This window comes from Ditibartonella choladocola, from assembly GCF_002007565.1.
Lineage (GTDB): Bacteria > Pseudomonadota > Alphaproteobacteria > Rhizobiales > Rhizobiaceae > Bartonella > Bartonella choladocola.
The window spans coordinates 2223946-2244192 of the sequence record NZ_CP015625.1 but is presented as its reverse complement, the minus strand read 5'-3'; the positions used below and the strand labels follow the sequence as shown (position 1 = coordinate 2244192).

The 20247-nt window shown below is 40.5% G+C and carries 22 protein-coding genes; 17 read left to right on the top strand and 5 right to left on the bottom strand.

Annotation, left to right across the window (positions count from 1 at the left end; all coding sequences use genetic code 11):
- Nucleotide 1: 1 nt before the first annotated feature.
- From BBC0122_RS09935 to BBC0122_RS09920, 3 genes are all read left to right on the top strand, one after another.
- Nucleotides 2–487 (top strand): thermonuclease family protein, encoded by a 486-nt coding sequence (locus BBC0122_RS09935; RefSeq protein WP_077993469.1) that lies wholly within the window; start codon nucleotides 2–4, stop codon nucleotides 485–487.
- Nucleotides 488–587: 100 nt separating this feature from the next.
- Nucleotides 588–866, top strand: a complete 279-nt coding sequence (locus BBC0122_RS09930) for a hypothetical protein (protein ID WP_077993467.1) — start codon at nucleotides 588–590, stop codon at nucleotides 864–866.
- Nucleotides 867–1309: 443 nt separating this feature from the next.
- Nucleotides 1310–1501: a hypothetical protein gene (locus BBC0122_RS09920; protein ID WP_077993465.1), complete on the top strand. Its 192-nt coding sequence runs from the start codon at nucleotides 1310–1312 to the stop codon at nucleotides 1499–1501.
- Nucleotides 1502–2016: 515 nt separating this feature from the next.
- On the opposite strand, the gene ltrA is transcribed toward BBC0122_RS09920, so the two are convergent.
- The 3 genes from ltrA to BBC0122_RS09900 all read right to left on the bottom strand — a co-directional run bounded on the left by ltrA (nucleotide 2017) and on the right by BBC0122_RS09900 (nucleotide 6078).
- Nucleotides 2017–3807 carry a group II intron reverse transcriptase/maturase gene (gene ltrA, locus BBC0122_RS09910; RefSeq protein WP_077993463.1) on the bottom strand — a complete coding sequence of 597 codons (1791 nt, stop codon included), beginning with the start codon at nucleotides 3805–3807 and terminating at the stop codon, nucleotides 2017–2019.
- A 628-nt stretch (nucleotides 3808–4435) separates the two neighbouring features.
- Nucleotides 4436–5707 carry a Y-family DNA polymerase gene (locus BBC0122_RS09905; RefSeq protein ID WP_077993462.1) on the bottom strand — a complete coding sequence of 424 codons (1272 nt, stop codon included), beginning with the start codon at nucleotides 5705–5707 and terminating at the stop codon, nucleotides 4436–4438.
- A 116-nt stretch (nucleotides 5708–5823) separates the two neighbouring features.
- Nucleotides 5824–6078, bottom strand: coding sequence for a hypothetical protein (locus BBC0122_RS09900; RefSeq protein ID WP_077993461.1), 255 nt, complete (start codon nucleotides 6076–6078; stop codon nucleotides 5824–5826).
- Between the two features lie 139 nt (nucleotides 6079–6217).
- Between BBC0122_RS09900 and BBC0122_RS09895 the strand changes: the two genes are divergently transcribed.
- From BBC0122_RS09895 to BBC0122_RS09835, 12 genes are all read left to right on the top strand, one after another.
- Nucleotides 6218–8275: a ParB/RepB/Spo0J family partition protein gene (locus tag BBC0122_RS09895; protein WP_077993459.1), complete on the top strand. Its 2058-nt coding sequence runs from the start codon at nucleotides 6218–6220 to the stop codon at nucleotides 8273–8275.
- A 120-nt stretch (nucleotides 8276–8395) separates the two neighbouring features.
- The gene (locus tag BBC0122_RS09890) at nucleotides 8396–9304 is read left to right on the top strand and encodes a hypothetical protein (RefSeq protein WP_077993458.1); all 909 of its coding nucleotides are present in this window, start codon (nucleotides 8396–8398) and stop codon (nucleotides 9302–9304) included.
- Between the two features lie 25 nt (nucleotides 9305–9329).
- Entirely contained in the window at nucleotides 9330–9737 is a 408-nt protein-coding gene (locus BBC0122_RS09885; protein ID WP_077993457.1) for a hypothetical protein, read from the top strand.
- Nucleotides 9734–10753: an AAA family ATPase gene (locus tag BBC0122_RS09880; RefSeq protein WP_077993456.1), complete on the top strand. Its 1020-nt coding sequence runs from the start codon at nucleotides 9734–9736 to the stop codon at nucleotides 10751–10753. The genes BBC0122_RS09885 and BBC0122_RS09880 overlap by 4 nt, the downstream gene beginning before the upstream one ends.
- A 10-nt stretch (nucleotides 10754–10763) precedes the next feature.
- Nucleotides 10764–11960, top strand: a complete 1197-nt coding sequence (locus BBC0122_RS09875) for a vWA domain-containing protein (protein WP_149866686.1) — start codon at nucleotides 10764–10766, stop codon at nucleotides 11958–11960.
- A 32-nt stretch (nucleotides 11961–11992) separates the two neighbouring features.
- Nucleotides 11993–12229, top strand: coding sequence for a hypothetical protein (locus tag BBC0122_RS09870; RefSeq protein WP_077993452.1), 237 nt, complete (start codon nucleotides 11993–11995; stop codon nucleotides 12227–12229).
- An 84-nt stretch (nucleotides 12230–12313) separates the two neighbouring features.
- Nucleotides 12314–13039: a hypothetical protein gene (locus tag BBC0122_RS09865; RefSeq protein ID WP_077993450.1), complete on the top strand. Its 726-nt coding sequence runs from the start codon at nucleotides 12314–12316 to the stop codon at nucleotides 13037–13039.
- Nucleotides 13040–13092: 53 nt separating this feature from the next.
- Nucleotides 13093–13824: a hypothetical protein gene (locus BBC0122_RS09860; protein WP_077993448.1), complete on the top strand. Its 732-nt coding sequence runs from the start codon at nucleotides 13093–13095 to the stop codon at nucleotides 13822–13824.
- Between the two features lie 661 nt (nucleotides 13825–14485).
- Nucleotides 14486–15280, top strand: coding sequence for a DUF7007 domain-containing protein (locus BBC0122_RS09850; protein WP_077993445.1), 795 nt, complete (start codon nucleotides 14486–14488; stop codon nucleotides 15278–15280).
- Nucleotides 15281–15334: 54 nt separating this feature from the next.
- A complete protein-coding gene (locus BBC0122_RS09845) occupies nucleotides 15335–15982 on the top strand; it encodes an antitoxin of toxin-antitoxin stability system (protein WP_077993443.1) in 648 nt (215 codons plus the stop codon).
- Nucleotides 15983–16098: 116 nt separating this feature from the next.
- A complete protein-coding gene (locus BBC0122_RS09840; protein ID WP_188318032.1) occupies nucleotides 16099–16452 on the top strand; it encodes a DUF3085 domain-containing protein in 354 nt (117 codons plus the stop codon).
- A 27-nt stretch (nucleotides 16453–16479) separates the two neighbouring features.
- Nucleotides 16480–16704, top strand: a complete 225-nt coding sequence (locus tag BBC0122_RS09835) for a hypothetical protein (RefSeq protein ID WP_077993440.1) — start codon at nucleotides 16480–16482, stop codon at nucleotides 16702–16704.
- On the opposite strand, the gene BBC0122_RS09830 is transcribed toward BBC0122_RS09835, so the two are convergent.
- Nucleotides 16682–17914: a hypothetical protein gene (locus tag BBC0122_RS09830; RefSeq protein WP_077993438.1), complete on the bottom strand. Its 1233-nt coding sequence runs from the start codon at nucleotides 17912–17914 to the stop codon at nucleotides 16682–16684. The two genes, BBC0122_RS09835 and BBC0122_RS09830, sit on opposite strands and share 23 nt — an antisense overlap.
- A 605-nt stretch (nucleotides 17915–18519) precedes the next feature.
- On the opposite strand from BBC0122_RS09830, the gene BBC0122_RS09825 reads away from it, so the two are divergent.
- Together BBC0122_RS09825 and BBC0122_RS09820 are read left to right on the top strand one after the other, a co-directional pair.
- Nucleotides 18520–18966 carry an antirestriction protein gene (locus BBC0122_RS09825; protein WP_077993437.1) on the top strand — a complete coding sequence of 149 codons (447 nt, stop codon included), beginning with the start codon at nucleotides 18520–18522 and terminating at the stop codon, nucleotides 18964–18966.
- Nucleotides 18967–18980: 14 nt separating this feature from the next.
- A complete protein-coding gene (locus BBC0122_RS09820) occupies nucleotides 18981–19847 on the top strand; it encodes a DUF7007 domain-containing protein (RefSeq protein ID WP_077993435.1) in 867 nt (288 codons plus the stop codon).
- A 12-nt stretch (nucleotides 19848–19859) separates the two neighbouring features.
- Here the strand turns inward: BBC0122_RS09820 and BBC0122_RS09815 are convergent, their stop codons facing one another.
- On the bottom strand, nucleotides 19860–20138 hold the full coding sequence (locus BBC0122_RS09815; RefSeq protein WP_077993434.1) for a hypothetical protein: 279 nt from the start codon (nucleotides 20136–20138) through the stop codon (nucleotides 19860–19862).
- Nucleotides 20139–20247 lie beyond the last annotated feature (109 nt).

Below are 20247 nucleotides of genomic sequence, written 5' to 3'. Positions count from 1 at the left end.
CATGAAAAAAGTCATTACATTTTTCTTGTTTTTATTGTCTATATCTACAGCATTCAGTCAGACAAATATTTCGGATGAATTTGACGTTCCTTCAAATGTCATAATTCTGACAGGCCATAGCTGGAATCAGGGCGGCGTTATTGTTCGTTTATATGGCGTTGAAGCCTGTCATGACAGTAGTTTTGGTTTAGCTTTAGATTCAAATTGCAGCGAAGCCGCCAAAGTTTTTTTGGCAGCATTGATTACAAATGGACATCCAAAATGCCGTGGCATCTATCAATCATCCGCTACATCATCTTATCTGACGATATGTAGCATCACTCTTAATGGCAATACGACCGATATGGGAATGTCTATGATAGTATCTGGATACGCTAAATCTGCACTAGACCATAAGAACCAGCCGATAAATATAGAATATGGCGAGGCTGAAAAACTTGCACGTTTAGAAAAATCAGGATTGTGGGGATATGTTAAGAAACCTTGATCAGTCGTTAAATTTGTTCGCTTTTTTGGTTAGTGCTATATAAAAAACAACCAAAAGTTTTTTAGAAATTTAAAATAGATATTGGATTGTATGCGAAGTTATGGAAAAAAATACTCAGGACGAACTTTTAGCTAAAAAAGAGTTAGAGCATAAACGCAAAGCAAGAGAAATAGCTTCTGCTAAGCGACAAAAGATGAAATCTTTGGGTCTAAAATCCATCAATACCTGGTTAGGCTTAGAGGAAATTGAGTTTATCAACAAGTATCGTGACAGATATGCGCTTCCTACGCTATCTGACGCGTTATATGAAATTGTAAAACAAGCAGCAATTGATGATACAAAACATCGCGTTTATCTGGATGATTTGTCTAAAAAATAATAGTTGAATTTTCAAAAGACGTAGAAATGCCAGAGCTAGACAATGCGACCAATCATTTCATCAAAGCCGTTTCTTTCATTAAAAAACAAAGTGATAAATAGGGCTTTGCAACTGGTTGCAAATAATTACATATAAAAAAAATATACTTTTTTGTATATATTACAAATAATTAGTTGTGTATTAAATAAATATAAACTATTAGTTGTGCAATTGGTTGCAGATTACAACCAATTAGGAAAACAAAAATGTACAATGTGAATCAGGAGGGCCGGCAACTATCGAGCAATCATAATAAAAACGGTTCTTATTTTATTTTAACCGCACTGCTAGTTCTAAAAAAGATAACTATTCAAAATATGGGTTGGCCTTGGCCAATCATTCTAAATGTTCATATCAGATTCCACAATTGTGGCAGCGCTTATAACTCTAACGGAGCGTAAGCTATGAGACATTTACAAAGAAATCAGGCCGAATGGGAAATCATCGGCAATATCGCAGCAATCATTGATAAAACGAATTTTGTCATTTTGCGTATCGCATCGAATCTTAAAACATCCCGGAAAGGGATTATGGTCGATGACCCACATTTTAATACGGTCTATATTTATAAAGAGGAGACAAAAAACATATCTTAAGTGAATGGGAAACAGGCGATCTAGTCCGTGCTTGTGGCACTTTTCGAGAGCAGCAAATGCGCGATGAAGAAGGTCATTTAAAATCCTACACGCAAATAAAAACCGATTCGATTGTTCGATTGGCCAAAAAGTCACAAGCTGCATAATCTTATTATTATATAGCGTCATGCTTTTGCTACTAAAATGAATCGTAAACAAAGACTATTGGAGCATGAAATACAATCAGTATCCATGCTCCAATATATTATTGAATAGCTATGCCATACCGCCGATAAAAGCTGAAAGATTATAGTTCTGAATCCAGATCATATCAATCTGACCATTACAGCCACGGGCTTTGCATTTTACGCGCCTTTCTACCTCATCTAGATAAAGATATGCCCTATCAGGTAATGTGCAAATCATCTGCTTGGTAAGCTGATAAGTATGACCGCATTTCAAACAAGTACACTCCAACGTCATGTCATCCGTTAAATCTCGTACCTGTGTTTCACGATGTGCTGCTTTGTTGATGTTCAATCGGGTAAAGATGCGATGTTACCATCGCATCCTCCCCTAAGAACTGTACGTGCGGGTTTCCCCGCATACAGCTCAAGCCTTCTCGAGCTCTTGGAAAGAGCCGGTTTTACAACTGATAATCCGAGGCTATGCAGGTTTTGGTGACATACAGGATGTAGAAGCACCCTATTGCTCAATGCATCCGAACCGCCGTTGAGACGGTATACAATATGATGGTCATGCCATCCCGTCTGTTCAGTTATCGGTTCATTGCATAGAGCGCATTTACCACCTTGGGAAAGGTATAAGGCCGACCATGCTTTCCGATGGATCATTCGGCCAGCCATTCGTCTTTGACGCAATACCTCCCCATAACTTTCCCACTGTCGATCATAAGGGTTATAGGCCCCTTTAATCTTGATGTGCCGTATGATCGCGATCCGACCAATATGAAAGAGTTCCACATTTTTGCCGGAATTTTGACCACCGTCATTAGTGGCAAAGACCCAGTTACTTCCCCTCATACTCCGAAAATAGCGACGTTTCACCCACGTCGCAGATTTTTTAGCGTGGCGTCGGCGAGCCCACTGCCACAACAGTCGGAAAATGAGGGAATGCATTCGAGCGAAGACTTCTCTGGCTGCAACATGCCTGTGATACAAAGCCCAACCCCTTATTTTAGGATTTAGCAGGCGTATGAGCACTTCCTGCGTTGTCCCAAGGTTGGTCATAACTGTCTCACGAACCGTGCGATAAAACGACAGCGCGTTCTTCTTGTTTGGCTTAATCAGGAGAGTTCCGGAATATTTCCGAAAATTCCAGCCAAGAAAGTCGAAACCGTCTTCTATGTGTGTGATGCGTGTCTTATCCTTTGAGAGAGTAAGTCCGCGTTCCGATAAAAACGCCTCCACCCATGGTCTGATTGTGTCCTGCAGGAGTTCTGACGTAATTCCTGTTATGACAAAGTCATCAGCATAACGCACCACATTGACCCTAAGACGTTTGGTTCTAACGACCCCAAACAACTCGGTTAGATAATGTTTAAGGCCGCTTTCCAACCCGTTCAAAGTCATATTTGCCAGAGTGGGAGAAATAATTCCCCCTTGCGGCGTTCCGGCTAAGGTATGCTGAAACGCTCCCTTAAATATTATGCCGGACTTGAGCCACTTGCGAAGAATCTGCTTGTCCATAGGGATATTTTCAAGCAGCCATTCATGGCTGATATTGTCGAAGCATCCGGCAATATCAGCTTCAAGTACCCATTTTGAGTTTCGCCGCGTGGACAGACAAATGAAAAGCTGCTCACCAGCATCAGCAGTTGCACGGTTGACACGAAACCCGAAGGAGTTCACATCGCTAGTTGCTTCTGATACTGGGTCCAAAGCCAAGTGAAACAAAGCTTGCATGGCTCTGTCCCGCATGGTGGGAATACCTAATGGTCGTTCTTTCCCATTTGGCTTTGGAATATACACCCGACGTAAAGGCATCGGACGATATCCACGGCTTTGCAAATCGTCAATCGCACTTCGTTTACGCTCAGGTGTGTTCCACAACTCGTGGTCTACACCTGCCGTTCGTCTGCCTTGATTTTCAGTCACTCTTTTTACTGCCAGTGCTTTGGCAGAAAAGGAGCGGGTTAGCGTCCGTTGCAGAGCTTTCACCCTACGCCAATCGCTTTCCTGCGTTGCCTTTGCAATTCGCATCTGCATGCCTCGGACATTCTGCAAGACCCGTTTCCAATTGATGGACGCCCAAGTTTGCGGCTTGCCGGAAAGTGCAGATCCAGTAAAATTTTCGGATACTTCCATACTACTCTCCTGTTGAGGTTGCTCAGAGGTTTTGCAAGTGAAGACCAGACGGAAGTGGGCACGCTTTCGCGCAAGGTGATATCACAACCTCTATCTGGACCATTACAGACCAGCATTCGCTTTTTCCGTCATCTTTTACCCGCACTGCCAAAGGTGTTCCTTGCGGTTCACTTGCCCGAAGGCAGCAATACGGGCTTACCACGTTCTTAATCCGCGACACGCTCGGGTTAGGGCCTGCCTTTCTGCCGGTGATCTTACGACGACGTGTTCCAATTCTGGAGTGGAACATCCGATCACATACCTTTTGGTCAATGCCTGTCAGCCGTTTTGGCACCTTGGAGGTCACGACATTTATCAGCAGTTCACTTATGTTACCCATACCGAGTAGCCTTGCCTCTCGACCCCCTTACGGCTGGGAGTGTCTGCATTCTATCTCGCGATAGGATTGCACCCACGAATGGGGAGTACTTTGTCGGAAAGGTTTCAAACGACCCCGTTACCAGAGCCGCATGCTTTCCTAGGCTACTGTCGGTCGCACGACAGGTTCTCTATTATTGCATCGATTAGACGCGCTAATTGAACAATCACAAATTAAGCTTCACATAGTTGTTTCCCTCCTATGTACGTGTCACACCCAAAAATCCTCCGATGATGGTATGCGTGTATAAGAAATCTTACCGCCTGTATGTCCGCCCTCAGGCGGCTTCCATGCCCCAAGCGTAACAACCGTACCAGCGTATTTCTTATTTAATGTGTCGATAGCCGTATTCGCCGCTTCCCATTTTTGCCGCTTTCGATCATCGTTAAGAAGCATATCCAATTGCCGCTGATCAGCATCTGATAGATTACCCAAGGTCACAGAGACCTGAAAGATTTTGGCATGACGGTGTAACTCTTTTTCTGCTTGTCGCCAGACGATTGATAAGCCTTCTAAAACGGCCTGATCATCGTTGACGACGGCCAGTCGAAAATAGCGGCCCCAATATCCGTGTTCAAGCGACAAAGACACCCATAAAGCCGAACAATAATAGTTTTCGCGTCGCAACCTGCGCGCTGCTTTGACCAGCAATAGGCGCGCTATCTCGTAGGCTCCGCTCAAGGATCGTGATCCTGGCGGCAAAACACGGCCATGCCCAAACATTCCACGCTCGGATTCTCCAGCTTGAATGTCATACCCATGTAAAGCGTACCACAGTCGCTCGCCCGTGACGTTCCGCCAAAGCTTTCGCATATGCTTTGGCTCGCATTTTAAAAGCAGTTCCATATTGACAATATTGGCTTTGAGCAGTCTGAACTTCATACGACTTCCAACGCCCGGAATATCATCAAGATCAAGTTTTAATAGAGGTGTCGGCATATCTTCCGGCTTCCAAATTGCCAAACCATCGCCATAACTCTTCCCATCATGTTTCTTGCCGGCTTTACACGCCATTTTTGCAAGCTGTCGGTTAGCCGCTATACCGATAGAAGATGTAATAACCTTGCCAACAGCGCCCTCAAGCCGCTTTTTCAATAAATAGCCAATTGTCTCGGGATGATCACGCATTGCGGGTTCCAGCCTGCATGTGAGTTCGTCAATAGACTTAACAGTGTCAATCGGAATGACTGTGCTGATCTCATTCAAAAGCATGAGATGCATTTTCCGATAAAGATCTGGCTTTTGCGGTACAAAGATAATATCGGGACACACTCTTTTTGCATCCCTCATATGCATCACACTTTTGACACCCTGCATCTTGGCTTCACGCGAACAAGCAATCACAGAAGTACTTGTTGTTCCATCGAACGGAACTACCCCCACCGGCTTTCCACGTAACTTGGGATTGGCAAATTGCTCTACACTGGCAAAATATCCATCAAAATCAAGATATAGTCTTTCCACTTTTTCAGGTTTACGCATTACACTCACCATCGACGCTCTGTCAATGTTCACTTTATGTTCTATATATTCTATTAATCAATAATGTCAATAAAAAAGTGGTGCGTGTTACATCACCACTTAAATTTTATTGTTTATTAACATATACTTGTATCATCTTGAAACGATAACAATAGCGTTTCTAGATCTTCTTTACATAGTTCAACAGTGGAAGAAAGTTTTTCATCAACCAGATCTTCTAATTTAATCGTTAAACCACCATGGGGAAAATCTATCGAAATAATATTGACCATACCGGTGGTAAGGTTTTCATTTAATCTGATTTTGGTTATTCGCCCATCACTATGTTTGATCGTGTAGTACCCATTATTATCTGTTTTTAATCGACTCATATTACACCTCCATTATATAAGCCCAGCCTCCTATAGGCGGGAAGCAGAAGAATATTACGAGGAGAGCGAAGGACGAAAAAAAATAAAAGAAAATAGAAAAAGGTGCCCAAAATAGAAATTAAAAAATGGAGTTACCTTTATGCAAAAGCAATCACAAGAAACAGCTAATCTACCAGTTGTGGTGAACGTGCCTGAAATTATGATTCCCTTTAACAAACTTAAACTTTCAAAAAGGAATGTTAGAAAAAAAATATATACGACAACCATCGAACAACTTGGCGATGACATTCTCGTTCATGGACTTTTTCATAATCTGTCGGTTTATGAAGAACTCGATAAAAATGGAAAACATACAGGCTTTTATGAAATCTTTATGGGCGGTCGCCGCTATCGGGCTCTTGAACATAATGTTAAACGCAAACTTATGGCCAACGATGCCTTGATTCCTTGCCGCTTGTTTAGTGCTGATGAAGCAATCATCGAGGATTATTCACTCGCTGAAAATACCATGCGTGAGACCCTCCACCCTATGGATGAGTTCATTGCCTATAAAACCATGTCTGATAAAGGCATGTCGCATGAAGATATTGCCAAGCGCCATTTTGTCTCGCCTAAATATGTGCGCCAGAGACTTAAATTATCAGCTGTTGCTCCCAGTCTGTTAAAAATCTTTGAGAAGGACGAAATGAGTCTGGCACAAATCGAAGCCTTAACGCTCGTATCAGACCATAAAAAACAGATTGCTGCTTGGAAAGCGAGTGAAGGCAATCATGACAAAACCGACATAACGATTCGTAATAGTCTGATTAAGGATCGTGTCAGCTCTGATGACAAACAAGTCGTTTTTATAGGTCTTGATGTCTATAAAGAAGCGGGTGGCAAACTGATCGAAGATCTGTTCTCTGACGACGGTATTTCATATTTGGAAGACAGATCTCTGATTGAGCAACTCGTTTGGCAAAAACTGGATAGTAAGGCGAAGGAGCTGAAAGCTTCCGGCTGGTCTTGGTGTGATACATCCTTCCAGTTTGATTACGGATATGAGCACAGATTTAATAAACTCGAGCGCATAGCCCGTGATTATACACCAGAAGAAGAAAAACGTTTTGATGCCATTGCCGAACGTTTGAAAGTCCTTGAAGATATTGACGAGCTTTCTGATGATGAAGAGGACGAACGCTATCAATTGCATGAACAAATCGAAGAGCTGGAAGAGTCGGTCTGTATGTATGCCCCTGATGATAAGAAATATGGTGGCTGCCTTGTCAGTTTTGATTACAGGGGTGATCTTAAAATTGTAGAAGGTCTCGTTACAAAGCAGGATTGGGCACGCCGAGAAAAAGACAAAGCCGCGTTGGTGCAAGATACAGACAGCACTAATGAAGATGGTAAGGCGGCATCCAGTACTATCGAATCTGAAAGCCCTGAGCCTGCGAAAAATATCTCTGAACAGCTTATGGCGGAACTTTCTGCCTATAGAACAGTCGCTTTGAAAGCTGCCGTCGCTAAAAATCCACGTCAGGCATTTACCGCTACACTATTTGAGTTGTGTAGTTCGTATTTTAAACATCATGCAACACAGGCACTTCATATCTCAGTTTCATTACCGGATATGCGTCAACAACCTGAAAATCTCTCTGATAGCTTGCCGGCACAACAACTTGCCGAAATGGAAGATTTTTGGAGATCTTCCCTTCCTCTTGGTGATGATAATTTGCTTTGGGAACACATCAGTAATATGAGTGACGATGAAAGATTGACGCTTCATGCCTTTTTGATTTCACAAGGTATCGACGCAACTTATCAAAAAGGTGCAATGCATAGTGCCTTTTCGCCTTCTTCAATGGATCGCAGAACACAAAACTATTTACGTATTGCTGAAGCAGTTAACCTTGATATTGTCGACACGGGCTGGGAGGCAACGGAAGATAATTACCTCAATCGTGTATCAAAAACAAAAATCCTTGAAGCTGTTGAAGAATCATGCGGCTCTGAAAAGGTACGCATGATCGAATATATGAAAAAAGGCGACATGGCCAAAGAAGCGGCTCGTCTGATGTCAGGTCTTGGTTGGTTGCCGGAAGCATTGCGTACATCGGCAAATATTCAAGCTCCATCAATAGAGCAAGAGCAGCCGAGTGAACTGCCTGCCTATATGAACGAAAACCTACCTGAACAAGTGCCTGACGCCGCTTAACATCAGCAACAAATGAACATACCAGAAGGGCTCGCTATTAGCGGGTCCTTTTTTATTTCGACCAATGAAAAAAAGAAAAATGAAGAAATGAAATGAATGGTTATAAAAAGGAGAACTTTGATGAATATACATGCTCTCAACATCAATACCGCAAACAATGCAATTAACACACGCACTATGTTGGTATCGATCAATATCTCTCAATGGCAAGGCCGTATGCTGGATCGCCGTGTAACCAGCGAGATTAACGATATCCACAATGCAACTTCTGATGCCGGCCGCTATAACAAACTGCTTCTAAACCCGAAGGCTTTTCGAAAAATCAACTCCATTGCCGGCCGCATTCGTAACGGCTTTTATGAACGCACGCTTCCTTGGATGGACGACGGTCAGCGCATCATGTCTGCACATTCTTATCCTGATTTTGTCGCATGGTTTAATACTGAAGCCACTGAATTTCATGCAGCCAAAGAAGAATTTATTGCTGACTATCCAGCCTACCGTGATGAACGCCATAAAGAGCTTGGTGATATGTATAATCCATATGACTATCCAAGTGTTGAGGATCTGGCGACAAAGTTTTCTCTAACCAGAACCATTATGCCTGTGCCATCAGGTCAAGACTTCCGTGTTGATATTGCTCAAGCTCAAGTTGACCAGATCCGTGATGACATCGAGCGTAATGTTCAGACCGCGACGATGAATGCGATCAATGATGTCTATACGCGCTTGTCAGACGTAACCAGCCGCATGTTTGAGAAGCTTGAGAACTACAAACCGTCATTTCGTGTAGGTGATAAAGCAGAAGGCATATTCCGTGACTCTTTGGTAGAAAATGTCCGGGATCTTATCAAAGTCCTGCCGGCACTCAACATCACCAATGATACAAGCTTGTTTGTCATTGGCAAGCGTATGGAGGCACTGGTCCGTCATGACGCCGAAGAACTCCGCCTAAACAGCCATCTGCGTAAAAGTGTCGCTGAAGAAGCCAAAGCCATCAACAAAGAAATCAACAACTTCTTGGCTTAATGACAGCAGCAAACCGAGGTGTAATATGACTTTTATTCAAAGCATTGGCTTATCGCGATATCGACAATACAAAATTGGAAAGATTTTCGAGCGACCTTGTCTCGCATTGGCCATCCTCTTTAATCGATTCACAGAAGATCAAAAATGGCGTTTATTGGAAATAGCTGAACAATTAAATGGACGTTATTCCATTATGACTATTGAGACAGAAAATCTGCTCGAAATAATCAATCAAGAATATAAACCTGACAAACGATTTAGAGCTTTAGCTAATGACGCAGCCAAATACTGCGCAACTGACTGGTTCAACACTGATGCTGGTCGTGATAGTGCGTATGACTATGCTTTACAAGAATTTATAAATGCTGCCTATTCCGAAGATATTCCGCTCTATTCCAAAAACAACTCAACAAAAGGAGCGTATCCCCAATGACGACCCATACACTAAAAGCAGAAACAATGAATCTGAATCAAGCATCCGAAGCGCTTGATTATTTTATTGACGTTGATATCCCGACGTTCATATGGGGGGCACCAGGTGTTGGCAAGTCCTCAATCGTTGCACAAATGACTGAAAAACGTAGATGGGGATTGGTTGACTTTCGCCTGACGACTCGAGATCCGGTATCGCTAATGGGATTACCATCACTTCAAGGCACTACGACAAAGTGGTTGTCACCTGACGAATATCCTCAAGTTGAGCGTGATGGTGAAAAAGGTATTCTCTTTCTTGATGAGTTAAATGCTGCATCACCTGCCATGCAAACAGCTGCTTTTGGACTCGTTCTCGAGCGTAAGATCGGATCATATCAACTTCCCCCCAAATGGCGCATTGTTGCTGCTGGCAATCGTCAATCAGATCGGGCGGCAGCACAGCGCATGCCGTCCGCATTGGCAAACCGATTTGCCCATATTTATGTTGAGCCTGACATTGAGACAACAGTGAAACATTTTGGCGAAAAAGCATTGGATCCTATGTTGATCGCGTTTCTGCGGTTTAGGCCAAATTTGCTGCATAAAATGGATGATGAAACACTTCACGCTTTTCCTTCACCTCGTTCATGGGAACAAGTCTCGAAAGTCTTACAAGCACCACCGCATTTGCGGTTTTCAATGATCGCGAGCTTGGTTGGCTCGTCCACTGCTACAGAACTCGAAGCATTTCTGCAAACCTGTCATGAATTGCCAACGATGGATGAAATCCTCAATAATCCTCTACAAGCCCGTGTCTGTGCAAAACCAGCAACATGTTATGCCGTAACCTATGCTCTGGTACGTCATGCGACCTCAGGTACTATAGCAAATGCCGTGGCCTATATGAAACGGCTTTCTGCAGAGTATCTGAATTTATTTATGACGGATCTCCAAAATAGCAATAAAGCGCTGATGGAGACGCGCGAATATATTGATTGGGCTATCAAGATACAAGATCTGGCATTTGCGGCGTGAGGTGGACAAAATGACATGTGACAAAAAATTAGAAAAAGCGCGCATGCAACTTCTTTGGCAGCAACCGTTTTTTGCTGTTATGCTGCTCAATCTGAAACTGGTTGAGACCACTGACAATCCTCAAGTTTCGACCATGGCGACAGATGGCAAAAGCCTTTTTTATCATCCGTCTTTCATAGAACAATTATCTCTACAGCAGCTTATTTTTATTCTGGCGCATGAGGTCATGCATGTGGCTCTTGAACATCATTTACGCTGCCGTGGGCGAGACATGAAATTATGGAATATGGCCACGGATTACGCCATCAATCTCCAACTCGTAGAAGCGTGTATAGGTGAAAAACCAGAAGGAATGCTGCTTGATTATGAGTTCTCGAATATGAGCGCGGAAGAAATATATCCCTTGCTCATAATTGAGCCGGCAGCACAACAACAGACCCAAGATAACGCCATATCCAGTCCGCAATCAGGTCAAGATTCTGACCCAGGGGGGTGTGGTGCCGTTTTGGATGCCTGTAAAAATGCCAATGTCTCCGAATTATCACAGATGAAAAGAGATATTCAAACTTCCATTAGACAGGCCATTTCAATCGCAGCAGGGAAAGCCGGAGGCCGAGAGAACCTGCCATCCGGCATTCGCAATATCATGGATAATTCAACAAAGCCTATTATTGATTGGCGTCAAACATTAAGAGATTATATCGACGATAGCACGAGGCAGGACTATAGCTGGTCATCGCCTAATCGCCGTATGTTATCTCTTGATATTATTGTTCCCGGCCTTGTTTCAGATGGACTCAATCAGTTGGTTGTAGCAATTGACACTTCAGCATCCATTGATCAGAAACTTTTACAGCTGTTTGCAACTGAAATTCAGGCAGCCTTTGATGAAGGGATCGCTGATGAACTGGTTGTTATCTACGCAGACCAGCGCGTCAGAAAAACGGAAACCTTTACCAAAGGTGATAAACTGATACTTGAGGCAGTTGGTAAAGGTGGGACAAGTTTTATTGATACTTTCCTTTGGATCAATAAACACGCCTCTAACGCTTCAGTTATTGTCTATTTCACCGATTTACAAACCACCGAGTTTGGACACGAACCAATGGCTCCTGTCATATGGGCAGCTTATGGTAAGCAGAAAACCTATGAAGTCCTAGCCAAGCGTGTGCCATTTGGAAGACCGATCCACATTCCTTCCTATTGAATAAGACTCTTGCAATTAAAAGGATATTAGACATGCCTGTTATAGCAACTGTGGAATCACGCCATGGTGTCCATAACTTTGTAAGTGAAGATTACGAAGAGCTGTATCAACAATTAGCCGAATATTGCCGGTTCTGGCTTGAACAAGATGGGCCTGAAGCAATCATAAAAAACCATCAAAGATACAAAGATATAGAATTGGTACATATGTATTTTTCTCAAGCGGCAACGGAGCAGGATTGGGAAAAGCTGACAATAACAACCCGATAACAATATTTAAAAACTAAATCACAAAGATTAAAAACCCACAAAATAGCGGTCCATATGGCCGTTTTTCATTTTCAGGAGATGAACATGTCCGACCATGTCTATGGATCAATCAAAATCGGTGGTGAAATTACAACAATTGATCAATTAGAAGGTCTTGTGTCTGTGATCTTTAAATCACAAGTTCAAGACGAAGATACAGATGAACAACTCAATACAGAATGGAAAATTAAAACTGCAATTTTTGAGGCAATAAAGAATGAAGACTGGTTGAAATGTTATGATGATGAGGCCCGTAATGGTGAGTTTCCAGTCATTGAAGACTACATTAAAGAAACTGATAGTCTTGCATTTACAAATCATTTTTATGCAGGAACTGATTTTAGTGAGGGTTATAGAACCATTCTACCTGGTTCAAAAGATGAAATTTATTGCGATGCCATAGATGGCAATGTAACGATCGATAATAATCTAATGATTGAGATTCTCTCTAAAGATATCACAGAAGATAAAAAGCTAAAACTTCTCACTGAATTGACAGTAAATGAAAAGCTTGCAGCTGGTGTAAATCTACCTAAACTTACCGCAAGCGCAACTGTAATAGAACATCTTGAGGCAGAAATAGCCAAAGTGCCACAACAATTTGAGATCAAACGATCTGTCACTACTTTGGAAATATATCATATCAAATCACAAACAGCTGATAAAGCTATTGAAATAATAGAAAAAGGCATAAAACGTCCACACAAAGTTGAAAAACTAACTTCTGAGATCATAGAAACAGCTGTAATCAGCGAAGCAATAGAGAGTTGAAAATACTCCAACAGAGCCACACTCACTATTTCTAATATATGAAGGCGCTTTCTATGAACGATCCATCTTATGCTCGTATGAAAATTGGCGGTCATTTGCTTGATATAAAACAAATTGACGGTCTTATAGCAACATTCAAAGATTATATTTTGCTGGAAAATGACGATAGGCTAGCCAGCATGGAGACAACCTTAAAAAGGTTGATACTTCAAGCGATAGAAAATGATGATCACTTGATTATATCACAACATAGGCTTGATGGCGGATATTTCCTCGTAATTGAAAATTTCATTCGCCAGAGCCAGTCCCTTGGATGCTCTACATATCATGAAGCCGGTGACGATTATAATGCAGGTTTTCGTACAATCCTACCAGGTGGACGAGAAGAAGAAGCTGATGCTTATGATGGTCAGCCGATTATAACCCCTGATTGGCTTGAAAGTCAGTTGAATGCTCATAAAACGCCGAAAAATACTATAGCAAATGTAAAAAAACTTCTCCATCAATGCGCTGTACAGTCAGGTGAAACACTGCCAAAATTAACTGCCAAACCAGAACTTATTGCGGCACTAAGAAAAGCTATCAATAATCCGGACCTTCATCAATATGTGATCCATAAGGAAGTACGCTCACTTGAACGCTATAAAGTTGAAGCGGCTACACCTGAAGCAGCTTTGCATATGTATAATAACGATGAAGCCATTTTTGAATATGCCGAAACCATGGACATCATCGGAACCACAATTTTTGACGTTGAAAATAACTATGAGGATGCGACCCCATAAAACCGCTTTTGATTACTGCTGCTGCGATTTACAAGATTGCCTGTCAGCCAGACATACAGGTCGAGCATATGAAAACTGCAAATGATATAATCGACATAATAAAAAACCAAACAACTGTTCTTCAGGGGATGCACGTGTGCTGGATTGATGAAGATCAAACACTCTATGTTAAACCTCCTGAAATCATGAGTTTGAATGCCCTCCATAGGGAATTGACAGAAACACGCCAAAAAAGACTCTACAAGGCTATAAAATTATCGAAGAACTCATTTTTGAGAATAATTCGCTATTCTATGTCAAAATACGTTTTCCATTGACAAAAAACAGTTCATTTTTGTAATCACTGTGCTATATTCCTCATCGGGTCATCGATCCGCTACAGCTAGCAGGTTATAATTGCCTGCATCCTAACATTAAAAAACTATCCTAAAAGAGAGCCTGATTGTTTCAATCGGGCTTTCTGCTTTTCCAAATATCAAAATGCAGAAAGGATACAACATGACTTGTCGTGATGGCAGTCTTTTCTCGACTTTCCAAAAGAACTCTTCAATCCCAAATTTTGAAGACCGTCAAATTGAGACCTTCTTCAAATGGGCGCGACCAACGCGGATAAGGGTTTTTGATAAGTTTTTTGATCAAAATTCTGGAAAGGAAAAAGAAAATGGTTGCTCAAGAAGCCCCTATAAAAATCAATTGTTTGACAATACCCACATACGAGAATGTAGTCTCACTATACCGCAATAAAGAAAGCACCCAGTATTTTGTGCAATATGAAGCGCCTGACGGGACACCAATTGATGCAGCTTATTGGCTGTCGTCACCAACTTTTTTTAAAAGTGAAGACTTTTATGTTTACGCCGAAAAATTACAAGAGCATGAAAAACAGCTAAAACAACTCAATCGTCATAACGAAAATAGCAGTGTAACAACACTCTGGGGTACGTCATATGAAAAATGTGAATATGCGGTAGGTGTTATTTTTTATCGTACACCAGATCATGGTGGTTTTTATCTCTCGGAGCAAATGAACGAAAGAGTTCATTACCTTTACCGCAATACAAGTTGTTGGTATGAGGAAGACGTTGAAGCCTTCAAAATCATTAATTCATTTCCTGAGCTTTTTACAGATCTAGAAAAAGCTAATGCTGACATTGTTTTGAGAAATTTTTTTCCATTTCCATATGAGAAAATCAACAATGTCAGTTTGAGTGAAGGTGAATCTTTTGTCAAAGATCGTGAAGCCTTTTATTATCAGCACCGTAATGATTGGATTGGCACCTTCACATCTCCAATCTACGGCCGATCCAATGTCATTCGTGTTGAAGCTGCATTGGGTGGTAAAAAGCTTAAAGCTCACATTAAGCACTTTGAAGTTCCACTTTCTGAATATCTCTCAAGAAATCGCTTTGGGATGATCATTGATCCCAAGAGGCATCCAGAAATTCTTGAACATTGAACAACCTTTAAAGTCCGCTGATACGCGGGCTTTATTTTTGGATGGAGGTGAATTATGCCATCAATTATTGAAACTACAGTTTATCAAATCAGTGAATTGGAGGAGCCTGCAAAGGAAGAAGCCAGAAGTTGGTATCGCCAGCATGGATTATACGATGATTGGTTTGAGTTTGTTTATGAGGATTTTCTTGCTATAGCCAAAATACTTGGCCTGGACATTAAAGAAAGATGTCATACAAATAGGTTCGGACATTCCTACTGTGAACCCCAAATCTATTTTAGGGGCTTTTGGTGCCAGGGTGATGGCGCCTCTTTTTGTGCATTTTATAGCTATCAAAAAGGCTCGACGAAGGCTATTCGTGAATATGCACCCAAGGATGAAGTGCTTCATGACATTGCTGATGAACTTTATGATCTACAGAAGAGAAACTTTTTCCAATTACATGTGGATATAACACAAGATTCTTCTATGTACTGCCACGAAAATACGATGCAATTCTTCCTTGAACGTTATTCACCATCATATCAATTATGTACTGAAAATGCAGAGAAAGAGGTAGCGTGCATTTTTCGCCGTCTGGCAAAATGGCTTTATCGGGCTTTAGAAGCTGAATATGAGTACCAAACTTCTGATAAAATTATAGACGAATGTCTTGCTGCCAATGAATATACGTTCACGGCAGAAGGCAGACGCTTTGGTTAGACTATCGACTACGCAATACCTTATGTCGATAACAAACTGTATATGGCTGATTAGTTTAAATATTATAAACAAAAATTCGAAATAAGACACGCCTCAACATGTCTGGAAATAATCTCATGCTAAGATTCAAATATCAAAATCTCATGCCGGTTTTGCTTGACGCACTCAGTCAATCCAGCCGTATCAAACTATGCAAAAATGTTGGTGTATATTTTTGCCCAGCACGCCAATCCAAAGATAATCCTCTGATTGCTTATGCAGAGAAGTTTGATCCTCGTAAAGACGTCTATGATACTCTTTGTTACCGTGCCAATCAGATGTTTGGCGATGAAGAGTTTACTGAGCTTTATAGGCCAACAGACGATGTATTTCAGGAAATCTTGAACATAGAATGTGACTTGGCAGCAGGCATCATCAATGACCAACTAAAACTTTGGCCAATAGCCAATGAAAAAATGCTTATTCATTGAAAGGATATACAATGAAAAGGCTAAAATATGGCTTATCCTCTTATCTACGCTTTGCCACTAGACGGTTATCTGAAGGCATTTTGCGATAAACCACATGAAGGCAATCAACTCTTGACGAAGCAGTTAGTATTAGACCTTAATGATAAGATATTTATTGGTGGTAAAGCGATTTTGTTAGCAGTTGAGTTAGTGAAAGATATGGAATGGACGATTCTGTTTTGTGATTGTATCATCGTGATCTCGACAGATTAATGGTTTCACTTTGTGCATCTGGCGTTTGCTGCGAAACAAATTTTTCGTGTTGATTTTGTAGTGATTCAAGTACAGTCTTTTTGAAAATTGAAACCTCACGACTAAATTGCTTTGTAACATTTTGAAAGTCATAATGTTTCTGTCTATCTAATTCTTTTAAAAATGATTCCTTCCAATCAGTAATGTTTTGTCCATAATTTCTATTGGATGTATTATCTCGATTTTGTAATAACGACACATTATTCAAACCATCATAATAGTACATATAAGCATCATTATAAGCTTCTAAAAGATGGATTGGTCGAACATATGTTTGTTCACTTTCAAGCTTATGGAAAGCCATCTCTATTCGATTTTCCAGATGACTCGATTGCGTCTCGCCTGAAAGTTCTTTTACTGAATTCATTTGTTCCAACATAAAAACTTCATAGGCTGTAGGACGTTCTTGCCACTGTGTTTTAGTATTTTTAAAGTTTTCATCGATGTTACGCGATCCTTGCAATTGGTTTTCATAAATAGTTTCATCTGAGTTTCTCATTAACTTGATACTATTGACATGATTGTATCGTTCAACCTTCAGCAACTCATTGCTCCAAAGATAAGGCAGAGCGTGTCGATTGCCATCCCCATAAAAAACACTTTTATTACAAATAGTATTATCTTTGTTGATATGATCGAGGACGTAATTCAGTTCACTTTCCCGTCTATTTGTTGCGATCACATGAAGATTAATAGCTGGCATCTCTATTTTCTCACCGTGCCTACTTTTCAAACGCAATAAATCTGGTTGGGTGTCGAAAATATACCCTTTCACTAATCTGGGATCATATGACTTTTCAATAATATGGGCATTAGTATCCTTAAAGTGCTTGCGGATCTTATTTGACCAATAATTTGTAATTTGCTGTATGCTTTGTAAGGATTGTGATTCATTTAGATTTTCTAGATTATCGGTATTAGGAACGAAGCTTAAAAGCCGTTCTTCATCAATCAACACTGACGATTGATTGTCTCCCCTTATATTTTCAAAGAGGCTGTTTGCATAACTGGTAACACTAGATCCCATAGTGCCACCCACTAAAGTTATCTTATATGCTGTTTCTTTTGCACCTTCATATACAAAATTTGGTTTGATTTGCTCATTATAAATCGCATCAAGTTCTGTCAGGTTCGTTTTTAGCAGATTTATTGTATCTTCAATTTTTATCATAATTATCCTCACAACTCATTAGATGCTGAAAGTTATACAAAATGTTGGGAAGATAATATTTTTTGATTGTGGCACAGAGAAAGAAGATCACCACGTATTTTAGGATTCTTGCAGCATCGTTAATTATCCAATGTTCTATATCAATATCAAGCTATATTTTTTCTGCTATTTTAGCATGCGTCCCTCTAAAAGTCTTAAAACTGAAATGTCGAGCACAATAAAACAAAAAAATGGATTGAATAAATGTATCCAAAATGGAATTTTTTGAGATTTCCGGTTGTACAAAAAAATAACTAACATACCTATTCACCTACAAAAATTTGTTTTCCATGATAGTAAAACAATTGAAAATTTAAGTTTGCGTACCCAAAACCACGAAGAAGCAATTAGCAAGCAAGATCTGCATTCAAGCATTTTTCCTGTTGCCTGTTCGTAATGAACACTATGCTGATCTGCATTTAATTGGCAGTAATATTATGGCCAGTTAGCTTCAAGTGATGCTTCACATTAAAAACTGACAATATCTAGAAGCCGTTTAAGGCGTTTAGAAATAACGTTCAGTATTGGTTCCGATAACTAAACAACAAAATAATGGAGATAAGGCGATGGATATGTCAACCATTACCGCGATACCACTATCAAATATTGATGGTGACGCACTATTAAAGCAAAAATTGGGTAGTTGTGCTGCCCTTTTCTGTCACCTTGTAAAATCGTGGTTGTTTAATCATGCAGGTACAATAGTCGATAACAATTGGTCTATTGTCTCATTGTCAAATGGTGGGTTCTTTTTTAAACCTGATTTTGATGGATATTGCACTGTAACATTATTCAATGGTTTTACTTGCCGCTTGACAACCGAAACAACAGGCATTGTTGCCTCAATAAATGCCTTCTCAACATCACGACAATATGCCGCAAAATTAACTACTAAGGTTCCTCCCTTAGACAGATTCTACTCAGACTTGGTGGAATGTATTATCGGGTTGGATGAATATCTTATTGTTGAGCAAATTTTAAAAATTGAAATGTTACCGATTAAACAAAAATAAAAGTGGAGACTGCGATGTCACCTAATACACAAACTGTCGATGACGAAATCACAAAAGGTCGCTCCTCAGATGGTCATAATCTTTATAGATTGGGTTCAGATACCTATCTCATAGACGAAAGCAATCCAGAACAAACAATTATTTACTACAAATGGTTTTGCACTACAGACTTTAAAGATTTACACAGGACCCAATTCAGCAATCGTTCATATGAGTTCAACTCGGAACAGGATTTAACACTGGCGCTCGAAAAAAGAGGACATCATTTAAAACAAGTCAGGGGTCTTAATAGAAAAATGTGTTTTCAGTCTTTTGGTTCGACACCTTGGGGAGCCGTACAGAATGCTACATCGTATGGTAATGCTGATATAGTGAGATTGGATACTGCCAGTCACGGTGGATTTAAAATTTCACCAAGCCTAAACAAACAAATACCAGCGCAAGTGCGAAATAATAACGGATTTTACGAGGAGGATTGCGAATGGGCAATTGTCGCAACAGTTTTTCCTCAATGGTTCACCGATTATGAAAATCAATTAGCTGAATCTAAAATCCGCGACAGCTATCCAGACTATTGGGAAACACTGCATAATCGCAAACTTCAGCCCGGTGAATCTTATGAGCGGGACAAATCAGCCTTCAATGATCAGCATGCCGGTAATTATGTCGTTATCTCAGCAATCAGCTCTAGCTACGTTGAAAATATGGTTGAAGTTATCGCTACCTTAGGTGGGGTGCGGGAACATGATACGCCTGAAAAACGGTTTCTTGTTCCCACCAACGAATACCGTAATCGGGGAGAGTTTGGCTTCATTATCGACCTAAACAAACACGATGAATACAATGGAAAGTCTGATTATGTTAGATATCATACATATTAAATATTTTCATCATTATTCTTGTTTTGTATTTTGTATTTCAATCATTAACAAAGCAATTGCCTTTATCAAGTTACGATATCTTGTTGATGGGTTCCATGCTGAAGCTTGCCAAGGCCATTCTCGTGGTGGATAGCCTGTGCCATTTTCGGGTGAGAGAGCATAGCAGGTCGCAGCTATAGATAATTCATTTCTCTGTATCCATTCATCATTGGTTTGAGCACGAGCACTAATAGAACCTAGCTGATTAATTTCATCAAAAACTTCATAAACAATTTGGTTTTGTATAACCATATTTTTAATTCCTTTCTTATGCACTTTAGATATTAAAAATATTATCTGTCAAAGCAAGTGATCAATATTTAGCTAAAACAAAGTTTGAAAACCAGAATACGATCTTGTC

Bases quoted from the DNA above. Each gene is read 5' to 3' on its own strand.
- BBC0122_RS09935 (WP_077993469.1), top strand. From the start codon at position 2: ATGAAAAAAGTCATTACATTTTTCTTGTTTTTATTGTCTATATCTACA.
- BBC0122_RS09930 (WP_077993467.1), top strand. From the start codon at position 588: ATGGAAAAAAATACTCAGGACGAACTTTTAGCTAAAAAAGAGTTAGAG.
- BBC0122_RS09920 (WP_077993465.1), top strand. From the start codon at position 1,310: ATGAGACATTTACAAAGAAATCAGGCCGAATGGGAAATCATCGGCAAT.
- ltrA (WP_077993463.1), bottom strand. From the start codon at position 3,807: ATGGAAGTATCCGAAAATTTTACTGGATCTGCACTTTCCGGCAAGCCG.
- BBC0122_RS09905 (WP_077993462.1), bottom strand. From the start codon at position 5,707: ATGCGTAAACCTGAAAAAGTGGAAAGACTATATCTTGATTTTGATGGA.
- BBC0122_RS09900 (WP_077993461.1), bottom strand. From the start codon at position 6,078: ATGAGTCGATTAAAAACAGATAATAATGGGTACTACACGATCAAACAT.
- BBC0122_RS09895 (WP_077993459.1), top strand. From the start codon at position 6,218: ATGCAAAAGCAATCACAAGAAACAGCTAATCTACCAGTTGTGGTGAAC.
- BBC0122_RS09890 (WP_077993458.1), top strand. From the start codon at position 8,396: ATGAATATACATGCTCTCAACATCAATACCGCAAACAATGCAATTAAC.
- BBC0122_RS09885 (WP_077993457.1), top strand. From the start codon at position 9,330: ATGACTTTTATTCAAAGCATTGGCTTATCGCGATATCGACAATACAAA.
- BBC0122_RS09880 (WP_077993456.1), top strand. From the start codon at position 9,734: ATGACGACCCATACACTAAAAGCAGAAACAATGAATCTGAATCAAGCA.
- BBC0122_RS09875 (WP_149866686.1), top strand. From the start codon at position 10,764: ATGACATGTGACAAAAAATTAGAAAAAGCGCGCATGCAACTTCTTTGG.
- BBC0122_RS09870 (WP_077993452.1), top strand. From the start codon at position 11,993: ATGCCTGTTATAGCAACTGTGGAATCACGCCATGGTGTCCATAACTTT.
- BBC0122_RS09865 (WP_077993450.1), top strand. From the start codon at position 12,314: ATGTCCGACCATGTCTATGGATCAATCAAAATCGGTGGTGAAATTACA.
- BBC0122_RS09860 (WP_077993448.1), top strand. From the start codon at position 13,093: ATGAACGATCCATCTTATGCTCGTATGAAAATTGGCGGTCATTTGCTT.
- BBC0122_RS09850 (WP_077993445.1), top strand. From the start codon at position 14,486: ATGGTTGCTCAAGAAGCCCCTATAAAAATCAATTGTTTGACAATACCC.
- BBC0122_RS09845 (WP_077993443.1), top strand. From the start codon at position 15,335: ATGCCATCAATTATTGAAACTACAGTTTATCAAATCAGTGAATTGGAG.
- BBC0122_RS09840 (WP_188318032.1), top strand. From the start codon at position 16,099: ATGCTAAGATTCAAATATCAAAATCTCATGCCGGTTTTGCTTGACGCA.
- BBC0122_RS09835 (WP_077993440.1), top strand. From the start codon at position 16,480: ATGGCTTATCCTCTTATCTACGCTTTGCCACTAGACGGTTATCTGAAG.
- BBC0122_RS09830 (WP_077993438.1), bottom strand. From the start codon at position 17,914: ATGATAAAAATTGAAGATACAATAAATCTGCTAAAAACGAACCTGACA.
- BBC0122_RS09825 (WP_077993437.1), top strand. From the start codon at position 18,520: ATGGATATGTCAACCATTACCGCGATACCACTATCAAATATTGATGGT.
- BBC0122_RS09820 (WP_077993435.1), top strand. From the start codon at position 18,981: ATGTCACCTAATACACAAACTGTCGATGACGAAATCACAAAAGGTCGC.
- BBC0122_RS09815 (WP_077993434.1), bottom strand. From the start codon at position 20,138: ATGGTTATACAAAACCAAATTGTTTATGAAGTTTTTGATGAAATTAAT.